19 protein-coding genes are annotated in these 16,898 nt (G+C 71.1%); 14 read left to right on the forward strand and 5 right to left on the reverse strand.

The window, feature by feature from the left end:
- Window positions 1-97: 97 nt before the first annotated feature.
- Window positions 98-1,726, reverse strand: coding sequence for a long-chain fatty acid--CoA ligase (locus ABT324_RS12725; RefSeq protein WP_351175620.1), 1,629 nt, complete (start codon window positions 1,724-1,726; stop codon window positions 98-100).
- Window positions 1,727-1,870: 144 nt separating this feature from the next.
- On the opposite strand from ABT324_RS12725, the gene proC reads away from it, so the two are divergent.
- The 7 genes from proC to ABT324_RS12760 all read left to right on the forward strand — a co-directional run bounded on the left by proC (window position 1,871) and on the right by ABT324_RS12760 (window position 7,127).
- Window positions 1,871-2,686 carry a pyrroline-5-carboxylate reductase gene (gene proC / locus ABT324_RS12730; protein WP_351175622.1) on the forward strand — a complete coding sequence of 272 codons (816 nt, stop codon included), beginning with the start codon at window positions 1,871-1,873 and terminating at the stop codon, window positions 2,684-2,686.
- 138 nt (window positions 2,687-2,824) lie between these two features.
- Window positions 2,825-3,049 (forward strand): helix-turn-helix domain-containing protein, encoded by a 225-nt coding sequence (locus ABT324_RS12735; RefSeq protein WP_150067011.1) that lies wholly within the window; start codon window positions 2,825-2,827, stop codon window positions 3,047-3,049.
- A 201-nt stretch (window positions 3,050-3,250) separates the two neighbouring features.
- Window positions 3,251-3,352: a 30S ribosomal protein bS22 gene (locus ABT324_RS12740; RefSeq protein ID WP_010241351.1), complete on the forward strand. Its 102-nt coding sequence runs from the start codon at window positions 3,251-3,253 to the stop codon at window positions 3,350-3,352.
- A 206-nt stretch (window positions 3,353-3,558) separates the two neighbouring features.
- Window positions 3,559-4,623 (forward strand): NAD-dependent epimerase/dehydratase family protein, encoded by a 1,065-nt coding sequence (locus tag ABT324_RS12745; protein WP_351175625.1) that lies wholly within the window; start codon window positions 3,559-3,561, stop codon window positions 4,621-4,623.
- On the forward strand, window positions 4,623-5,534 hold the full coding sequence (locus ABT324_RS12750; RefSeq protein ID WP_351175627.1) for a lysophospholipid acyltransferase family protein: 912 nt from the start codon (window positions 4,623-4,625) through the stop codon (window positions 5,532-5,534). Before ABT324_RS12745 ends, ABT324_RS12750 begins: the two co-directional genes overlap by 1 nt.
- Window positions 5,535-5,945: 411 nt before the next feature.
- A complete protein-coding gene (locus ABT324_RS12755) occupies window positions 5,946-6,527 on the forward strand; it encodes an HdeD family acid-resistance protein (RefSeq protein WP_351175629.1) in 582 nt (193 codons plus the stop codon).
- A gap of 192 nt (window positions 6,528-6,719) precedes the next feature.
- Window positions 6,720-7,127, forward strand: coding sequence for a VOC family protein (locus tag ABT324_RS12760; protein WP_351175631.1), 408 nt, complete (start codon window positions 6,720-6,722; stop codon window positions 7,125-7,127).
- A gap of 390 nt (window positions 7,128-7,517) precedes the next feature.
- On the opposite strand, the gene ABT324_RS12765 is transcribed toward ABT324_RS12760, so the two are convergent.
- Window positions 7,518-8,393, reverse strand: coding sequence for an HAD family hydrolase (locus ABT324_RS12765; protein ID WP_351175830.1), 876 nt, complete (start codon window positions 8,391-8,393; stop codon window positions 7,518-7,520).
- A 181-nt stretch (window positions 8,394-8,574) separates the two neighbouring features.
- Window positions 8,575-9,201: a sigma-70 family RNA polymerase sigma factor gene (locus ABT324_RS12770; protein WP_351175633.1), complete on the reverse strand. Its 627-nt coding sequence runs from the start codon at window positions 9,199-9,201 to the stop codon at window positions 8,575-8,577.
- Between the two features lie 387 nt (window positions 9,202-9,588).
- On the opposite strand from ABT324_RS12770, the gene ABT324_RS12775 reads away from it, so the two are divergent.
- The 6 genes from ABT324_RS12775 to ABT324_RS12800 all read left to right on the forward strand — a co-directional run bounded on the left by ABT324_RS12775 (window position 9,589) and on the right by ABT324_RS12800 (window position 15,726).
- Window positions 9,589-9,825, forward strand: coding sequence for a glutaredoxin family protein (locus ABT324_RS12775; protein ID WP_351175635.1), 237 nt, complete (start codon window positions 9,589-9,591; stop codon window positions 9,823-9,825).
- Between the two features lie 365 nt (window positions 9,826-10,190).
- Window positions 10,191-11,039, forward strand: a complete 849-nt coding sequence (locus ABT324_RS12780; protein WP_502949732.1) for a redox-sensing transcriptional repressor Rex — start codon at window positions 10,191-10,193, stop codon at window positions 11,037-11,039.
- Complete coding sequence (locus tag ABT324_RS12785) at window positions 11,036-12,418, forward strand: glutamyl-tRNA reductase (protein ID WP_351175637.1); 1,383 nt, start codon at window positions 11,036-11,038, stop codon at window positions 12,416-12,418. The genes ABT324_RS12780 and ABT324_RS12785 overlap by 4 nt, the downstream gene beginning before the upstream one ends.
- A complete protein-coding gene (gene hemC / locus ABT324_RS12790) occupies window positions 12,415-13,350 on the forward strand; it encodes a hydroxymethylbilane synthase (protein WP_351175639.1) in 936 nt (311 codons plus the stop codon). Before ABT324_RS12785 ends, hemC begins: the two co-directional genes overlap by 4 nt.
- Before the next feature lie 18 nt (window positions 13,351-13,368).
- Window positions 13,369-14,901: a bifunctional uroporphyrinogen-III C-methyltransferase/uroporphyrinogen-III synthase gene (locus tag ABT324_RS12795; RefSeq protein ID WP_351175641.1), complete on the forward strand. Its 1,533-nt coding sequence runs from the start codon at window positions 13,369-13,371 to the stop codon at window positions 14,899-14,901.
- Between the two features lie 192 nt (window positions 14,902-15,093).
- Entirely contained in the window at window positions 15,094-15,726 is a 633-nt protein-coding gene (locus ABT324_RS12800) for a DedA family protein (protein WP_351175643.1), read from the forward strand.
- 120 nt (window positions 15,727-15,846) lie between these two features.
- Here ABT324_RS12800 and ABT324_RS12805 read toward each other — a convergent pair whose 3' ends face one another.
- The gene (locus ABT324_RS12805; RefSeq protein WP_351175645.1) at window positions 15,847-16,131 is read right to left on the reverse strand and encodes a hypothetical protein; all 285 of its coding nucleotides are present in this window, start codon (window positions 16,129-16,131) and stop codon (window positions 15,847-15,849) included.
- 36 nt (window positions 16,132-16,167) lie between these two features.
- Window positions 16,168-16,389 carry a hypothetical protein gene (locus tag ABT324_RS12810; RefSeq protein WP_351175647.1) on the reverse strand — a complete coding sequence of 74 codons (222 nt, stop codon included), beginning with the start codon at window positions 16,387-16,389 and terminating at the stop codon, window positions 16,168-16,170.
- Between the two features lie 120 nt (window positions 16,390-16,509).
- Between ABT324_RS12810 and ABT324_RS12815 the strand changes: the two genes are divergently transcribed.
- Window positions 16,510-16,707, forward strand: coding sequence for a MerR family DNA-binding transcriptional regulator (locus tag ABT324_RS12815; protein WP_351175649.1), 198 nt, complete (start codon window positions 16,510-16,512; stop codon window positions 16,705-16,707).
- The last annotated feature ends 191 nt before the right edge of the window (window positions 16,708-16,898 follow it).

Below are 16,898 nucleotides of genomic sequence, written 5' to 3' on the forward strand. Positions count from 1 at the left end.
CACCGGAGTTGCGGACCTCCGGCGTGTCGGGCGCCCGACACGCCGGAGGCCTGCGGGCCCGCTCGACCTCCGGGGAGGTCGGGGCTGAGGGGGCAGCTCAGCCCAGGCGGGTCACGTCGAGCTCGCCGTCCGCGTGCTGCTTGCGGAGGCGCTTCTTGTCGAACTTGCCCACGCTCGTCTTCGGCGCCTCCGGGATGAACGCCCAGTACTCCGGCAGCTGCCACCTCGCCACCGAGCCCGCCAGGAAGTCGCGCAGCTCCGCGGCGTCCACCTGCTGGCCGTCGCGCAGGACCACCGCGACCAGCGGCCGCTCGGACCACTTCTCGTCCGGCACCCCGATCACCATCGCCTCCGCGACCGCTGGGTGGCCCATCACCTTGTTCTCCAGCTCCACCGACGAGATCCACTCCCCGCCGGACTTGATCACGTCCTTGGCCCGGTCGGTCAGCTGCAGGAAGCCGTCCGGGCTGATGTGCCCGACGTCGCCGGTGCGCAGCCAGCCGTCGTGGAACTTGCCCGGGTCGTCCTCGCCGTAGTAGGAGGCGGTGATCCACGGCCCGCGGACCTCCAGCTCGCCGACGCTCTCGCCGTCCCACGGCAGCACCCGGTCGTCCTCGCCGACCACCCGCGCCTGCACCCCGGCGGGCGGGCGGCCCTGGCTGGACCGGTACTCCCAGAGCCGCTCGCCGGTGACCCCGGCGGGAGGTCGGGCCACGCTGCCCAGCGGCGAGGTCTCCGTCATGCCCCAGGCGTGCAGCACCGTGATGCCGTACTCCTCCTCGAAGGCCTGCATCAGCGACGGCGGGCAGGCCGCCCCACCCACCACCACCTCGCGCAGCGAGGACACGTCCTGCGGGTGGGCCGCCAGGTGCTGCAGCACGCCCTGCCAGATCGTCGGGACCGCCGCGGCCATCGTCGGGCGCTCCGCCGCGGTCATCTCCACCAGCGGCCCGGGCTGCAGGAACCGGTCCGGCATGACGATCGAGGCACCCACCATGAACGCCGCGTACGGCAGGCCCCAGGACATCGCGTGGAACATCGGCACCACTGCCAGCGCGCGGTCGGCCTGCGTCAACGCCATCCCGTCGGTCATGCACACCTGCATCGAGTGCAGGTAGATCGAGCGGTGCGAGTACACGACGCCCTTCGGGTTGGCCGTGGTGCCGGAGGTGTAGCACATCGCCGCGGCCGACCGCTCGTCCAGCTCGGGCCAGTCGAACTCCACCGGCTGCCCGGCCAACAGCTCCTCGTAGCCGTGCACCTCGACGCCCTCCGGTGCCTCCAGCGCGGCCTCGTCGCCGTTGGCGACGACGACGTGCCGCACCGTTTCGAGCTCCGGCAGCAGCTTGCCGAACAGCGGCAGCAGCGTCGCGTCGACCAGGACCACCTCGTCCTCGGCGTGGTTGGCCACGTAGGCGACCTGCTCCGGGGACAACCGGATGTTCAGCGTGTGCAGCACAGCACCCATCGCCGGCACCGCCAGGTAGGCCTCCAGGTGCTCGGCGTTGTTCCACATGAACGTGCCGACCCGCTGGTCCCCGGTGACGCCGAGACCGCGCAGCGCGTGCGCCAGCTGCGCCGCCCGGCGGCCGACGTCGGCGAAGGTCCGGCGCCGCGCCCCCTCACCGGTCCAGGTGATGACCTGCGCGGAGGCGCCGTGCGGCCCGCTGCCCTGCTCGAGGATCCGGGCGATCGACAGGGGCGCGTCCTGCATAGTGCTGAACATTCGAGCTCCTTCGGGATCGAGGTCGCACGGCCGTGGCGGGAGCTGTGGTGGCAGACACAGTAGCGGCTGTGATCCAGCTGCGGGAGGTGCCGCGGACAGCTGGCTGGTGCTGTGCGCGGAGCGTGGTCTGGCACCCTGAGCGGCATGACGAGGATCGCCGTACTCGGAGCCGGAAAGATCGGGGAATCCCTGCTGACGGGGTTGCTGAAGGCCGGACGCGCCCCGGCGGACCTGCTGTTCACCGAGCGGTTCGCGACCCGCGCGGCGGAGCTCACCAAGGCCTACGGCATCACGCACGTGGACGTGCCCGCCGCCGTGCAGCGCGCGGACGTCATCGTGGTCGCCGTCAAGCCCCAGGACATCGAACCGCTGCTCGACGAGATGGCCCCCGCGCTGCCGCCCGGCAAGCTCGTGGTGTCGCTGTGCGCGGGCCTGCCCACCAAGCTGTTCGAGCGGCGGCTGCCCGAGGGCACCGCGGTGGTCCGGGTCATGCCGAACACCCCGATGCTGGTCGGCGAGGCCATGAGCGCCATCTCCGGCGGCTCCCGCGCCACGGACGAGGACCTGGCGCTGGTCGAGGAGCTGCTCGGCAGCGTCGGCAAGGTGGCGCGGGTGCCGGAGTCCCAGCAGGACGCGGTCACCGCGCTGTCCGGATCCGGCCCGGCGTACTTCTTCTACCTGGTCGAAGCCATGATCGACGCGGGCATCCTGCTGGGCATCCCGCGCGCCACCGCCGCCGAGCTCATCGTGCAGTCGGCGGTCGGCGCCGCCGCGATGCTCCGCGAGGGCGGCGGGCACCCGGTCATGCTGCGCGAGGCGGTCACCTCGCCCGCCGGGACCACCATCGCGGGCATCCGCGAGCTGGAGAAGCACGGCGTGCGGGCGGCCATGATCGACGCCATCGAGGCAGCTCGGGACCGGTCCGTCGAGCTCGGCGCGGTGCACGAGGACCGCGACTGACGGACGGGCGAATACTCAGGTAATTCGGCCATCGCAGGTTCCCCAGCCGTCCCGCTACTCTCGATAGAGCACGTGCGTGAGGTTTCCGTCGGAGGGGAAGCCGACGGGCGCGACACGTGCCGAAGGGCACGGTGAAGCATGTCTGCGAACTCCGAACCCAGCCAGCAGGCGCCACCGAACATGGGTCAGGTGCGGTTCCTCACCGTCGCCGAGGTCGCCAAGCTGATGCGGGTGTCGAAGATGACGGTCTACCGGCTCGTCCACGCCGGCGAGCTGCCCGCAGCACGCGTGGGCCGGTCGTTTCGGGTGGCGGAGAAGGACGTCCACGCCTACTTGGAGAGCGCCTACTACAACGCTGGTTGACACTGGCCGACGGGCACCGCCACCGGTCGCCGCCGCACCGCGGCGGTCGGCGGGCGGTGCCCGACGGCGTTTCGAGGACCACGGCGGCAGGGGCCAGCACCAGGGAAGGTAAAGTTCTGGGGTGGTCGTGCCTGGTGCGCTCATCGCGGCTGCGCCGGCGCGGGAGACGTTCGAACTGCCGTCAAGAGTGAAGGAGTCCGCATGGGCTCGGTCATCAAAAAGCGCCGCAAGCGCATGTCCAAGAAGAAGCACCGCAAGCTGCTCCGCAAGACGCGCGTCCAGCGTCGCAAGTTGGGCAAGTGATCTTGAACCGCCGCCGACCACCTGCAGGGGTCGGCGGCGGTTTTTCGTTCCTGGGGTGTTGCGCGCCTGCTTGGCGCCTGGGGGTCGGTGCTGGTCGTGGGTCGTGAGTGGGCCTGGTGGCAAGGGGCACCGTTCGCGCTCACGAGGGTCCGTGGGCTGTGTGGCGGTAGCATCGCGCTGGTGACCGCGGAGACCCGGGGAGGCGCATGGGGCCGAACGTCGTGCTGGTGACCGGGGTCAGCCGCTTCCTGGGCGGGCACCTCGCCGCGCGGTTGGCCGCCAACCCCGCGATCGGGCGGGTGCTCGGGGTAGACACCGCGCAACCCGGCCGCGACCTGCTGCGGCGGATGGGGCGCACCGAGTTCGTCCGCGCCGACATCCGCAACCCGCAGATCGGCAAGGTCATCGCCAACGCCGGGGTCGACACCGTGGTGCACGCGGCGGTCAACACCCACCCGGGGCCCGGGGGCCGGGCCGCGGTCAAGGAGATGAACGTCATCGGCACCATGCAGCTGCTGGCCGCCTGCCAGCAGTCCCCGCAGGTGCGCAAGGTCGTGGTGCGCTCCACGTGCGCCGTGTACGGGTCGAGCTCGCGGGACCCCGCGGTGTTCACCGAGGAGATGGAGCCGAGGGACCTCCCGTCGTCCGGGTACGCCAAGGACGCGGTCGAGATCGAGGGCTACGTGCGCGGCTTCGGGCGGCGCCGCCCCGACGTGGACATCACCACGCTGCGGTTCAGCAGCCTGATCGGCCCGCGCATCGACGCGATGCTCACCCGCTACTTCGCCCTGCCGGTGGTGCCCACCGTGCTCGGCTTCGACGCGCGGCTGCAGCTGCTGCACTCCGAGGACGCGCTGGCGGTGCTGGAGCGGGCGACGCTGGTTGAGCGGCCCGGGGTCTTCAACGTGGGCGGTGCGGGCGTGCTCATGCTCTCCCAGGCGATCCGGCGGGCCGGGCGGATCGCGCTGCCGCTGCCGGGCCCGGCGGTGCTGCCGGTGACGCAGTTCTTCCGCAGCGCGCGGCTGGTCGACTTCTCCTCCGAACAGCTCCGCTACCTGCACTTCGGTCGGGTGCTGGACACCACCAGGCTCCGCGAGCAGTTCGGGTTCACCCCGCGCTGGACCACGCAGCAGGCCTTCGACGACTTCGTCCGCGGCCGCGGCCTGCGGCCGGTGGTGGACCCCGAGACCGTCTTGGCGGCCGAGCGCGGCGCCGGGGACCTGCTGGTGAAGCTGCGCGGCTCGGCCACCGCGCCGGATGTGGAGTCGTGATGGCGGATGCGCAGGTGATCCCGCTGCGACCGGAGGACCGCGAGCCGCACGCCCCGAAGCCCGCCGCGCCGGGCTGGGAGGATGCCGCCGCCGAGGTGCTGGCCTTCGCCCGCCGCCGACTGCTAGGCGACTACCGGGTCGACGAGTTCGGCTTCGACGAGGAGCTGACCGACGAGGTGTTCCTGCGGCTGCTGCGGCCGTTCTACGACAAGTGGTTCCGGGTGGAGGTGATCGGCACCCACCACGTGCCGGAGGACCGCGGCGCGCTGGTGGTGGCCAACCACTCCGGCACGCTGCCGTGGGACGCGCTGATGACCACGGTCGCGCTGCACGACCACCACCCAGCCTCCCGGCACCTGCGGATGCTCGGCGCCGACCTGGTGTTCCAGCTGCCGGTTGTCGGTGCGCTGGCCCGCAAGGCCGGGCACACGCTGGCCTGCAACCCGGACGCCGAGCGGCTGCTGAGCGGCGGTGAGCTGGTGGGCGTCTGGCCGGAGGGCTTCAAGGGCATCGGCAAGCCGTTCAAGGACCGCTACAAGCTGCAGCGGTTCGGGCGTGGCGGGTTCGTCTCGGCGGCGCTGCGTACCGGGGCGCCGATCGTGCCCTGCGCGATCGTGGGCGCGGAGGAGATTTACCCGAAGCTGGCCGACATCAAGCCGCTGGCGCGCCTGCTCGGGGTGCCGTACTTCCCGGTCACGCCGCTGTTCCCGCACTTCGGGCTGCTGGGCGCGGTGCCGCTGCCGTCGAAGTGGTACATCGAGTTCGGCGAGCCGATCGAGACCTCCAGCTACCCGGAGGGCGCGGCGGACGACCCGATGCTGGTCTTCAGCCTCAGCGACCAGGTCCGGGAGAACATCCAGCACACCCTCTACCGCCTGCTCTCCCAACGAACCAACGTCTTCCTCGGCTGACCACCCCAACCCCAGCCCCAACTGAATCCACAAACCCCCCATCACCCGGAACTACAGTTTCAACTGAAACTGTGAGTCTCGTCGTCACCCGGGTCTACAGTTTCAACTGAAACTGTAAACCCCTCGCCGCCCGGGTCTACAGTTTCAACTGAAACCGTGCACCCCTCGTCGCTCGGGTCTGCAGTTTCAAATGAAACTGTGAATCCCTCCGTCACCCAGGCCTACAGTTTCAACTGAAACTGTGACCTCCCTGTCGCTCGGGTCGCAGTTTCAGTTGAAACTGCGGTGCCCAGGCACGTGGGATCGCAGTTTCAATTGAAACTGCGGAGGGGTTGGCGGCGCGGCCACCCGGATTGATGATCCGGGAAGTTCGGGGGTGCGGGGGTCCTGGATGCGTGCGGAGATGGGGGCATGAGCGTCTTTCCGGAGGAGCCCGGGCTGATCGCGCAACGGCTGGCGAAGATGGCCTGGCAGTCGATCCTGGTGGTCGGGGTCTGCTCGCTGGTGGTGGGCGTGCTGGCGCTGGTGTGGCCCGCCGCGACGCTGATCGTGGTCGGCGTGCTGTTCGGGATCTACCTGCTGGTCAGCGGGGTGCTGCAGATCGTCGCCGCGTTCGGCACGCACGCCTCGGTGGCCATCCGGGTGCTCGCGTTCGTCAGCGGTGCGCTGTCGATCCTGCTCGGGCTGCTGTGCTTCCGCGGTGAGATGCAGTCGATCCTGCTGCTGGGCCTGTGGATCGGGATCGGCTGGTTGTTCCGCGGCATCACGGAGATCACCGCGTCGGTGGCGGACCGGGGCATGCCAGCGCGCGGGTGGCAGATCTTCCTCGGCGTCCTCACCGCGCTCGGCGGGGTGGTGCTGATCGTCTCGCCGCTGGCCTCGGTCACCCTGCTGGTGTTGTTCGGCGGGATCTGGCTGCTGGTGGTGGGGGTCGTGGAGATCATCACCGCGTTCCGCATCCGCAGTGCGGCCAAGCGCGTCGCGAGCAGTTGACCTCCGCCGTCCGGGCGTGCGAGCGGGTGGGGTGCGCCCGGCCGGACGGACGGGCCGGTGCGGTGGGCGGGGATGCCACCGCACCGGCCCGGTTTTCGTCAGGTGCGCTCGCCAAGATCTCCACCGAGCCGACGCGGCCGAGCGTGCCTAGCCTGCAGTTGCCGCAGAATCGAGGACAAAGGGGAACTTCCGGTGCCTACTCGTCTCAACCCGTACATCAGCTTCGACGGCACGGCCCGCCAGGCGATGGAGTTCTACCAGCAGGTCTTCGGTGGGAACCTGCAGGTCAGCACCTACGGCGACGTCGGGGCCAGCGGTGAACCGCAGGCGGACAAGCTGATGCACTCGATGCTGGAGACCGACAGCGGCTTCACGCTGATGGCCTCCGACGTGCCGCCGGCCATGCAGCACCAGCCGGGCGGCAACATCTCGGTGAGCGTCACCGGCGACGACGACGCCGAGCTGCGCGGCTACTGGACCAAGCTCTCGGCGGACGGCACCGTCGCGGTCCCCCTGGAGAAGCAGATGTGGGGCGACGTCTTCGGCATGTGTACGGACAAGTTCGGCATCACGTGGATGGTCAACATCAGCGGCCAGTGACACCCCCGCGAAGGGCCCGCCCCCGGCCCCGGCGAGTTCAATGGATGATTCCTATTGCGGTTGCGCACTCCTCGGACGGGGCACCGGGTGTGGTGACGCGGTGGGGTCGGGTCTCCTGCCGGTCTTCGCGATTTCGATGGAAGTTGGACGTGTGATTTCCCTTGATGTTGCGCGGTGTCTGGGCCGGGGCCGCAGGTCGTGGCGGCGGTGGGGGTCGCTCTCCCGCCGGTCCTCGCGATCTCGATGGGAGTTGGCTGTGTGATTACCGTCGGAATCGCGTTCTGCTCAGGTGGGGGGCGCGGGTCGTGGCGGTGGTCGGAGGTCGGTCCTCCCGCCGGGCTTCGCGATTTCACCGGGGATCAGGTGCCTGATCCCACTGGAGTTGCGGGGTCAGGAGCGGTCTCGGCGGCGGTAGGCGAGGCCTGCGGCGACTGCTCCGGCGATGGCGCTCGCGCCGAGCATCGAGTTCAGGCCGATGCGGGCCGCCTTGCGGCCGGTGCGGAAGTCGCGGACTTCCCAGCCGCGGGCGCGGGCGATGTCGCGCAGCCGCTGGTCCGGGTTCACCGCCACCGCGGTGCCGACCACCGACAGCATCGGGATGTCGTTGGCCGAGTCCGAGTACGCCGTGCAGCGGCGCAGGTCCAGGCCCTCGCTGGCGGCCCGCGCGCGGACCGCGTGCGCCTTGGCCCGTCCGTGCAGCATCTCGCCGACCAGCCGACCGGTGTAGACGCCGTTCGAGTTCTCCGCGACGGTGCCCAGCGCGCCGGTCAGGCCGAGGCGGCGGGCGATGATCTGCGCCAGCTCGACCGGCGTCGCGGTGACCAGCCAGACCCGCTGCCCGGCGTCCAGGTGCATCTGCGCCAGCGCCCGGGTGCCCGCCCAGATCCGGTCGGCCATCAGCTCGTCGTAGATCTCCTCGCTGAGCTCCACCAGCTCGGAGACCTTGCGACCGGCCACGAAGGACAGCGCCTGCTCGCGGCTGGCCTGCATGTCCTGGTGGTTCTCCCGGCCGCCGACCCGGAACTTCAGCTGCTGCCAGGCGAACCCGGCCAGGTCGGTGGCGGTGAGGAACTTGCGGGCGGCCAGCCCGCGGGCGAAGTGGAACAGCGAGGCGCCCATCATCATCGTGTTGTCCACGTCGAAGAACGCCGCTGCGGTGAGGTCGGGTGGGGTGGCCAGCGAGCCGTCCGGGCCAGGGGCGGCGGCCACGGCCGCCTCCGCCGAGGCGCGACCGGCCACCTTCGCGCTGTCGACCTGCGTGCGCAGGCCGCGCTGCTCCGCGTCATCGGCCGAGCCCTGACGTGTCGGCACCGCCGCGCCTCCCTGGGGGTCCTCCGGAGTGTGAAGTTCCTGGTCTTGCCGACCCTGGGCCATCCGGCTCAGCAGGCCCCTAGCTTAGAGCCTCCCGGCAACCACCTTTGCGCACCTCCGGCGGGCGCGGCAAGGTTCAGCGAAGATCGTCCGGCAGCAGTTGCGCGAGGCGGCGGATCGCGCGGTGCTGCAGTGCTTTGACCGCTCCTTCGCCGCGCTGCATCGCGACTGCGGTCTCGGTCACCGACAGGCCTTGCAGGAACCGCAGGCGGATGCACTCGCGCTGGTCGGGGTTGAGCAGGCGGACGCAGCGCAGCAGCTCGCGGTGGGTGGCCTCGGCGAGCACGTGCTGCTCGGGGCCTGCGGCGGCGCGGTGCGCCGGGAGGTTGTCGGTCCAGTCCGCGGTGGGGATCTCCCGCCGGTACCGGCTGGACTTGATGTGGTCCAGGATCAGGTTCTTGGCGATGGTGATGAACCAGGCGGCCACGTCGCGGCCCTGGTAGTTGATGGAGGCGATCCGGCGCAGGGCGCGCAGGAAGGTCTCGCTGGTGATGTCCTCGGCCAGGCAGTGGTCGCTGACCCGGAAGAACACGTAGCGGTAGACGGTGTGGGCGTACTCGTCGTAGAGGTGCCCGAAGGCGTCGCTGTCGCCTTGCTGCGCAGCGCTGACGTAGGCCCATCCCTCCGCTCTCGGGGTGATCGGTCCGAGGCGGTGGTGGGCGGCTTGCGGGGCGGGGGGTGCGAGCGTGTTCGGGCTGCTCATCTCTTGCGACCTCCTGCCGTCGTTGGCGGACCGGTCTGGTGGTCTGGGGACGCACCAGGTACGGCGTCATGTCGCGGTGTCCTTCGGACACCCGCCTCCGGTCGCGGAGCGAGCACTCGTTCGTGGCGGTGTCGGGTCGCTCGTTCGGGACTCCTGGTGCACCGGGGGCGTGGCGCTGGAGCAGCAGCATACGTGTTGTTACTCAGAAGTAGGTAGTGCATAGTGGTGATCGTGTCGTTACGCAGGGTGTTCGACAGGCCTCCTCGGGGTCGCTCCGTGGGGTGATTTTGGACACTTGTCCAGCACGATTGCGGAAGCGGTGCGCAACTGCGGCTCGGTACCGTGGGGCACCGGGAACCAGCCCGAACTTCTCCCTGGAGCGGCGGTATGCACCAAGTGACCGTGATGACCCGCGAGGGCTGCCACGCGTGCGAGGACGCGATCTCCGACGTGCGGCGGATCTGCGCTGAGCTGGAGGTCGCGTGGTCCGCGTCCGACGTCGACGCGGATCCCGAGCTGCGGGGCGAGTACGGCGACCGGGTCCCGGTGATCTTGATCGATGGGGTCGAGCACGGCTTCTGGCGGGTCGAGGAGGAGCGCTTCCGCCGGGCGCTGTCCGGCTGACCCGGCCCCCGGGTCCCGCGCGATGCCCGTCACGTGCCCCAGACCACGCGTTTTGGCACGTCGGGGGGCCATCGGCAATGATGGCTGGGAAGGTTTGCGCCTCCTGGCCACTGCGACCGCAGCGACTTTGTGCATGTGTTCACAAGTAGTTACGGTGTAGGGGTCGGGCCGCCGGGGCTCTCGGTGCGGATCAGCGGACCAGGTGCCGTCCGCGGCACCGGGACGACGCCGCCGAGGAGCAGACCGGCTGGCGTCGGTGCTCCCCGCCTGCGGATGAAGTCGGGAAGTCGACGACCACGGCAACCACCCGCGGCGGAGCACGCGGGTGGACAGGTGAGCGAGCAGCAGGGCGAGGGAGATCCAGCGTGACGGCCCACGGAGCGGACGTGCAGGACGGAGACGGGCAGGCCGAGGCCGATTCCCGGATCGAGTCCAAGCAGTCGGTCGAGGTGCCCGCGGCCCGGGAGCGGGCCCGCGCGATCCCGGAAGCCGCCGTCGCCCGCCTCGCCGTCTACCTGCGAGCCCTTTCCGGTCTGGCCGAGCAGGACGTCACCACCGTCTCCAGCGACGAGCTGGCCGTTGCGGCGGGGGTCAACTCCGCCAAGCTCCGCAAGGACCTGTCCTACATCGGCTCCTACGGCACCCGCGGTGTCGGCTACGAGGTGTCGGTGCTGATCGGCCAGATCGAGCGCACCCTGGGCCTGACCCGCAAGCACAGCGTGGCGGTGGTCGGGATCGGCAACCTCGGTCACGCGCTGGCCAACTACGGCGGCTTCCCGAGTCGCGGCTTCCCGGTGTCGGCGCTGTTCGACCTGGACCCCGACCTGGTCGGTGTGCCGGTCGGCGGCATCCCGGTCAGCCACATCGACGACATCGTCGAGGTGTGCACCGAGCGCGAGGTCACCATCGGCGTGATCGCCACGCCCGTCCAGGGCGCCCAGGAGGTCTGCGATCGTTTGGTCGCCGGGGGCGTCACGTGCATCCTGAACTTCGCGCCCGTCGTGCTGCAGGTCCCCGAGGACGTCGAGGTGCGCAAGGTCGACCTGGCGGTGGAGATGCAGATCCTGTCCTTCCACGTGGCCCGGCGCCAGCAGGAAGCCGCCGCTCAGTCCGATGTGGACGGTGCGAACGGCGCGGACCTGGGGCCGCCGGGGGCCAGTGCACAGGTGCCAGGCGAGGTCGAATCGGCGAACAGGATGGTGGAACGGCTGTGAACCTGCTCACCGTCGGGATTTCCCACCACAGCGCCCCGGTCCGGGTGCTGGAGCGGGTCTCGATCAGCGGCGACGAAGTCCGGAAGGTGCTCGACGAACTGCTGCAGCAGGACCACATCTGCGAGGCGTTCGTGATCTCGACCTGCAACCGGGTCGAGGTGTACGCGATCGCGGAGACCTTCCACGGCGGCCTGGACGACGTCAGCTCGGTGCTGACCCGGCACGCCGGTGCGGACTTCCGCGACCTGGCCGACCACCTCTACGTCTTCTACGCGGGCGCCGCCGTCGAGCACCTGTTCTCGGTGGCTGCCGGGCTGGACTCGATGGTCGTCGGCGAGGCGCAGATCCTCGGCCAGCTGCGGCAGGCCTACGGCACCGCGGACGAGAACGGCACCGTCGGCAAGGCGCTGCACGAGCTGGCCCAGCAGGCCCTGCGCGTCGGCAAGCGCGTGCACAGCGAGACCGGCATCGACGCCGAAGGCGCGTCGGTGGTCTCCGAGGCGCTCGCCGACGCCGAGGTGGCGCTGGACGGCCTGGCCGGGCGCAGCGCGCTGATCGTCGGCGCGGGCTCGATGGGCGGCCTGGCCGCCGCGCAGCTCAAGCGCGTCGGCATCGGCGAGGTCGTGATCGCCAACCGCACCCCCGCCAACGGACAGCGGCTGGCCGAATCGCTGCGCGCCGACGGCGTCGACGCGCGCACCGCGGACCTCAGCGACCTCTCCGGCGCGGTCGCCACCGCCGACCTGGTGGTGGCCTGCACCGGTGCGATCGGTGCCGTGGTCACCTCCGACGTGGTCGCCGCGGCGCTGACCGAGCGCGGCAGCCGACCGCTGCTGTGCTGCGACCTCGGGCTGCCCCGCGACATCGACGCCGACGTGGCCGAGCTGCCCGGCGTCACCGTCGTCGACCTGGAGAGCCTGCAGAAGCGGCTCTCCGACCGGCAGGGCGGCAACGAGTCCGAGCGCGCCGCCCAGATCGTCGCCGAGGAACTGCGCGCCTACCTGGCCGCGCAGCGCTCGGCCGAGGTGACCCCGACCGTGACCGCGCTGCGCAAGCGCGCCGCCGAGGTGGTGGACAGCGAGCTGCTGCGGCTCGACTCGCGCCTGCCCGAACTCGACGGCGACGTGCGCAACGAGCTGGCGCGCACCGTCCGCCGCGTGGTGGACAAGCTGCTGCACGCCCCCACGGTGCGGGTCAAGCAACTGGCGTCGGTGCCGGGTGGCTCCGGGTACGCCGACGCCCTCCGAGAGCTTTTCGAACTCGATCCGCAGACCACCGCGGTGCTCGGTGCCCCGCAGGCCGACGAAGGCCTGCCCGGGACCACCGTCGCCAAGGCCAGCCAGCGTGATCGACCAGCACAGGACGGGGAGGACCGTTGAACAAGACCCTCCGCATCGGCACCCGAGGCAGCGCCCTGGCGATGGCGCAGACCGGCTGGGTCGCCGACCAGCTGGAGCAGGCGGGCTACCCCACCGAGCTGGTCTCCGTGAAGACCCCCGGCGACCTCTCGATGGCGCCGATCTCCGAGATCGGCGTGGGCGTGTTCACCTCGGCGCTGCGCGAAGCGCTCGCCACCGGCGAGGTGGACGTGGCCGTGCACTCCTTCAAGGACCTGCCGACCGAACCGGACCCCCGGTTGTCGCTGGCCGCCGTCCCGGTCCGGGAGGACCCGCGGGACGCGCTGGTGGCACGGGACGGTCTGACGCTCGGCGAACTGCCCCCGGGCTCCCTAGTGGGCACCGGTTCGCCGCGCCGCGCCAGCCAGCTCCGGGCCCTGGGCCTGGGCCTGGAGGTGCGCGACATCCGCGGCAATGTGGACACCCGCCTGCGCAAGGTGACCGACGGCGAGCTGGACGCCGTCGTCCTCGCCCGCGCCGGGCTGGCCCGCGTGGGCCGGCTCGAGGTGATCACGGAAACGCTCGATCCACTGCAGATGCTGCCCGCGCCCGCCCAGGGCGCGCTCGCAGTGGAATGCCGCGTCGACGACGTGGACACCGAGCACCTGCTGCAGTCCGTTCTGGACGATGAGGCCAGCCGCGCCGCGGCGGCCGCCGAGCGCGGCCTGTTGAACGCGCTCGAAGCGGGCTGTAGCGCGCCGGTCGGCGCGCTGGCCGAAGTGGTGGAGGACCTCGACGAGGACGGGCGCGTGGCGCTGCGGCTGTCCTTGCGCGGGGTGGTGGCGGCCGACGAATCCCGTCTGGTCCGCGCCTCCGCCACTGGTGAGACGACCGCCGCTGACCAGCTGGGCCGCGAACTGGCCGCTCAGCTGATCGAAGCCCGGACCGCACTGCTCAGCGGTCGCGGGCAGTAGTTGATGGGGAGTGCCCTGATGACCCGAGCACGCAAGACCCCCGGACGGATCGCATTCGTGGGCTCCGGTCCCGGAGACGCCGGACTGCTCACCGTTCGGGCCCGGGACGCGATCACTCGCGCCGCGCTGCTGGTGACCGACCCGGACGTACCCGCCGACATCGTCGGCCTGGCCGCGGACGGCGCCGAGGTACGCCCCGCCGTGGGTGACCCGGCGGACGTGGCCAAGGACCTGGCGAACGAGGCCTCGACCGGGCGCGGTGTGGTGCGCCTGATCGCCGGTGACCCGCTGACCGCCGACGCGGTGGTCCGCGAGGTCCAGGAGGTCGCCAAGACAGGTGCCGCCTTCGACGTGGTTCCCGGCGTCGCCGGTGGCAGCGCGGTCCCGGCCTACGCCGGTGTCGCGCTCGGCGCCGCGCACACCGAGGTGGACGTCCGCGGTGACGTGGACTGGGCGGCACTGGCGGCTTCGCCCGGCCCGCTGGTCCTGCACACCACCGGCAGCCACTTGGCCGAGGCCGCCTCGCGGCTGGTCGAGCACGGCAAGGCCGCGACCACGCCGGTCGCGGTGACCGCCTCCGGCACCACGGTGCAGCAGCGCACCATCGACACGACGCTGGCCTCGCTGGCCGCGGACGCCGGTGAGCTGCAGGGCCACCTGGTGGTGACCATCGGCGACGTCGTGTCCGAGCGCAACAAGCTGTCCTGGTGGGAGTCCCGCGCCCTGTACGGCTGGAAGGTCCTGGTGCCGCGCACCAAGGAGCAGGCCGGTGTGATGAGCGAGCGCCTGTGGTCGCACGGCGCCGTCTCGCACGAGGTGCCGACCATCTCCGTCGAGCCGCCGCGCAGCCCCGCGCAGATGGAGCGCGCGGTCAAGGGTCTGGTCGACGGCCGCTACCAGTGGGTGGTGTTCACCTCGGCGAACGCGGTGAAGGCGGTGTGGGAGAAGTTCGGCGAGTTCGGCCTGGACGCGCGGGCGTTCTCCGGCGTGAAGATCGCCTGCGTCGGCGAGGCCACCGCGGAGCGGGTGCGCGCCTTCGGGATCATCCCGGAACTGCTGCCCTCCGGTGACCAGTCCAGCGAGGGCCTGCTGCAGGACTTCCCACCGCACGACGACATCCTGGACCCGGTGGACCGGGTCCTGCTGCCGCGCGCGGACATCGCCACCGAGACGCTGTCGGCCGGTCTGCGCGAGCGCGGCTGGGAGGTCGACGACGTGACGGCCTACCGCACGGTCCGCGCCGCCCCGCCGCCGGCCGAGACCCGCGAGATGATCAAGACGGGCGGTTTCGACGCGGTGTGCTTCACCTCGTCGTCGACGGTCCGGAACCTGGTCGGCATCGCGGGCAAGCCGCACGCCCGGACGCTGGTGGCCTGCATCGGCCCGAACACGGCGGAGACGGCCAAGGAGTTCGGCCTGCGGGTCGACGTCCAGCCGGAGGTCCCGCGCGTCGAGGACCTGGTGGACGCCCTCGCCGAGCACGCGGCCCGGCTCCGCGCCGAAGGCGCCCTGCCGCCGCCGCGCAAGGCCAAGCGCGCCCGCCGCAGCTGATCTGAGCAGTCGAGGGGCACCTCCGACCAACCCCGGTCGGAGGTGCCCCTCGTTGCTTCGCGGACCCTGATCCCGGTTCAGGGCTCCCCTCGGTGCGGTCCCCGATGCCCGCGCGGGGCGTCGTCGGAGAAGGTCAGGAGGACATCCGACAGGTGCCGTTGACGAGGGCGGCGGACTGGCGAGGACTGATACGTGACCAATGCCGCCCTGGGCCTGTTCGAGCAGGCTGTGGCCTCGCCGTGGGTCTACCTGGCGCTCTTCGCCCTGGCCGCGCTGGACGGCTTCGTCCCGGTGGTGCCGGGGGAGGCGTCCCTCGTCGCCGCGTCGGTGTTCGCGGCTTCGGGCGAGCTGGACCTGCCCTTGATCGTGCTGGCCGGGACCGCGGGGGCGTTCGCCGGTGATCACGTGGCCTACCTGGTCGGGCGCGGCTCGATCGGCCGGCTTCGCACGCGCATCCGACGACGGCCCCGCAGCCGCGCGGCGTTCGACTGGGCTTCGGCGACGCTCGCCGAGCGCGGCGGGCTGGCCCTGCTGGCCTCGCGGTGGGTGCCGGGCGTCCGGACCGCGACCACGATCACCATGGGTGGTGTCGGTTATCCGCTCCGGTCGTTCTCGTTGTTCGACGTGGCAGCGGCCGCGCTGTGGGCGATCAGCTGGTCGCTGGTGGGCTACCTCGGCGGCTCGGCATTCGGGACCGACCCGGTCGGGGGCGTGCTGTTCGGTCTCGCCCTGGCCGCCGCGTTGACGCTGCTCGGCGGCACCATCCGCCACTTCCGCCGCCGCACCCGGCCCACCGAGCGCGCCGAACTGTCCGAGCGGGTCTAGCCGGACCTGGTCGTCCGTGGGAGGTGGCCGGTCGGCGCAGGGGGAGGGGTGACTGCGCCGACCGGCCCGCAGGGGCCGGGGACATCGGGGGCGCGCTGGGTCGCCCGGCCCGTGGTCCGGTCAGATGCGGTGCAGGGAGTTCAGGACGCGGCGCTGGAGGTCCAGCGGCGGTGGCGTCGGTGCGTCGTCGTCTGGCCAGTGGGGCTCGGGTTCTCGGAGCCGGTGCCTGCCCTGGCGCTCGTGCCGCCTCTGCTCCTCCTCGACGTGCGCGATCAGCTGCCACACCGTCAGGGCGCCCTCGCCGCCTCCGGCGTGCTGTCCGTAGGCGGCGAAGGTCCGCCACGTCCAGCCGGTGGCGACCATCGCGGTGGCGGTGCAGGCGGTGAACATGATCAGGGCGGTCATGGGCTTGTCCCTTCGGTGGCGGAGAACTGCGCCGGGTCAGCGGCTCGGGCGGGAGCAGGACGGGCAGTGCGAGGCGGTGAGGTGGCGGACCTGCTCGTGCTGTTCGAGGGCGTCGATGGCCATCTGGCCGGTGTCGGCCAGGAACCTCGCGCAACCCGGCCCAGCAACCCGGCACGAGTACCAACGACGCCCACTGACCAGCACCGTTGGGTACACCGCGGGCCGCGATGAACGGCTGATCTCAACAGGTGTGGCCATGCCTTCCCTCCAGTAAATCGGACAGTCGAGACAGTCGGAATGGAAGGATCTTATGCGCATCAACGGTCCGTACGAGCCAAACTCTCGGCAAACCACCTGTTCGAGTCATACGGTCTGGTTGTGGCAGACGAGAACCCCGGTTACCTGACTACGGGGCAGGTGGCCAAGCGGCTGGGGATCTCGCCCCGGACGCTCGCCAGGTATGTGCGCGAGGGTCTGCTGCAACCGTCGCTGACGCTGCCAACCGGCCATCACCGCTGGCTGTGGGACGACGTCGTCCGCCAGATGCAACGCGACCGCGACCAACCACCCCGCTGAACCGCGCCTCCGCGCAGCCACCCCCGGCACAACGCCCAAACGCCCTCGCCCACACCTGCAAAACACTCGTGAGTGGCGATGGTGGTCCTAACAACCGTTCCCGCTCACGAGATCCAACGCACCCTCGTGAGCGCTGATGGTGGCTCTAACGACCATTCCCGCTCACGAGGGTGGGTGTGGGGTCGTGAGTG

The sequence above is a fragment of the Saccharopolyspora sp. NPDC000359 genome (assembly GCF_040300525.1).
Classification (GTDB): domain Bacteria; phylum Actinomycetota; class Actinomycetes; order Mycobacteriales; family Pseudonocardiaceae; genus Saccharopolyspora.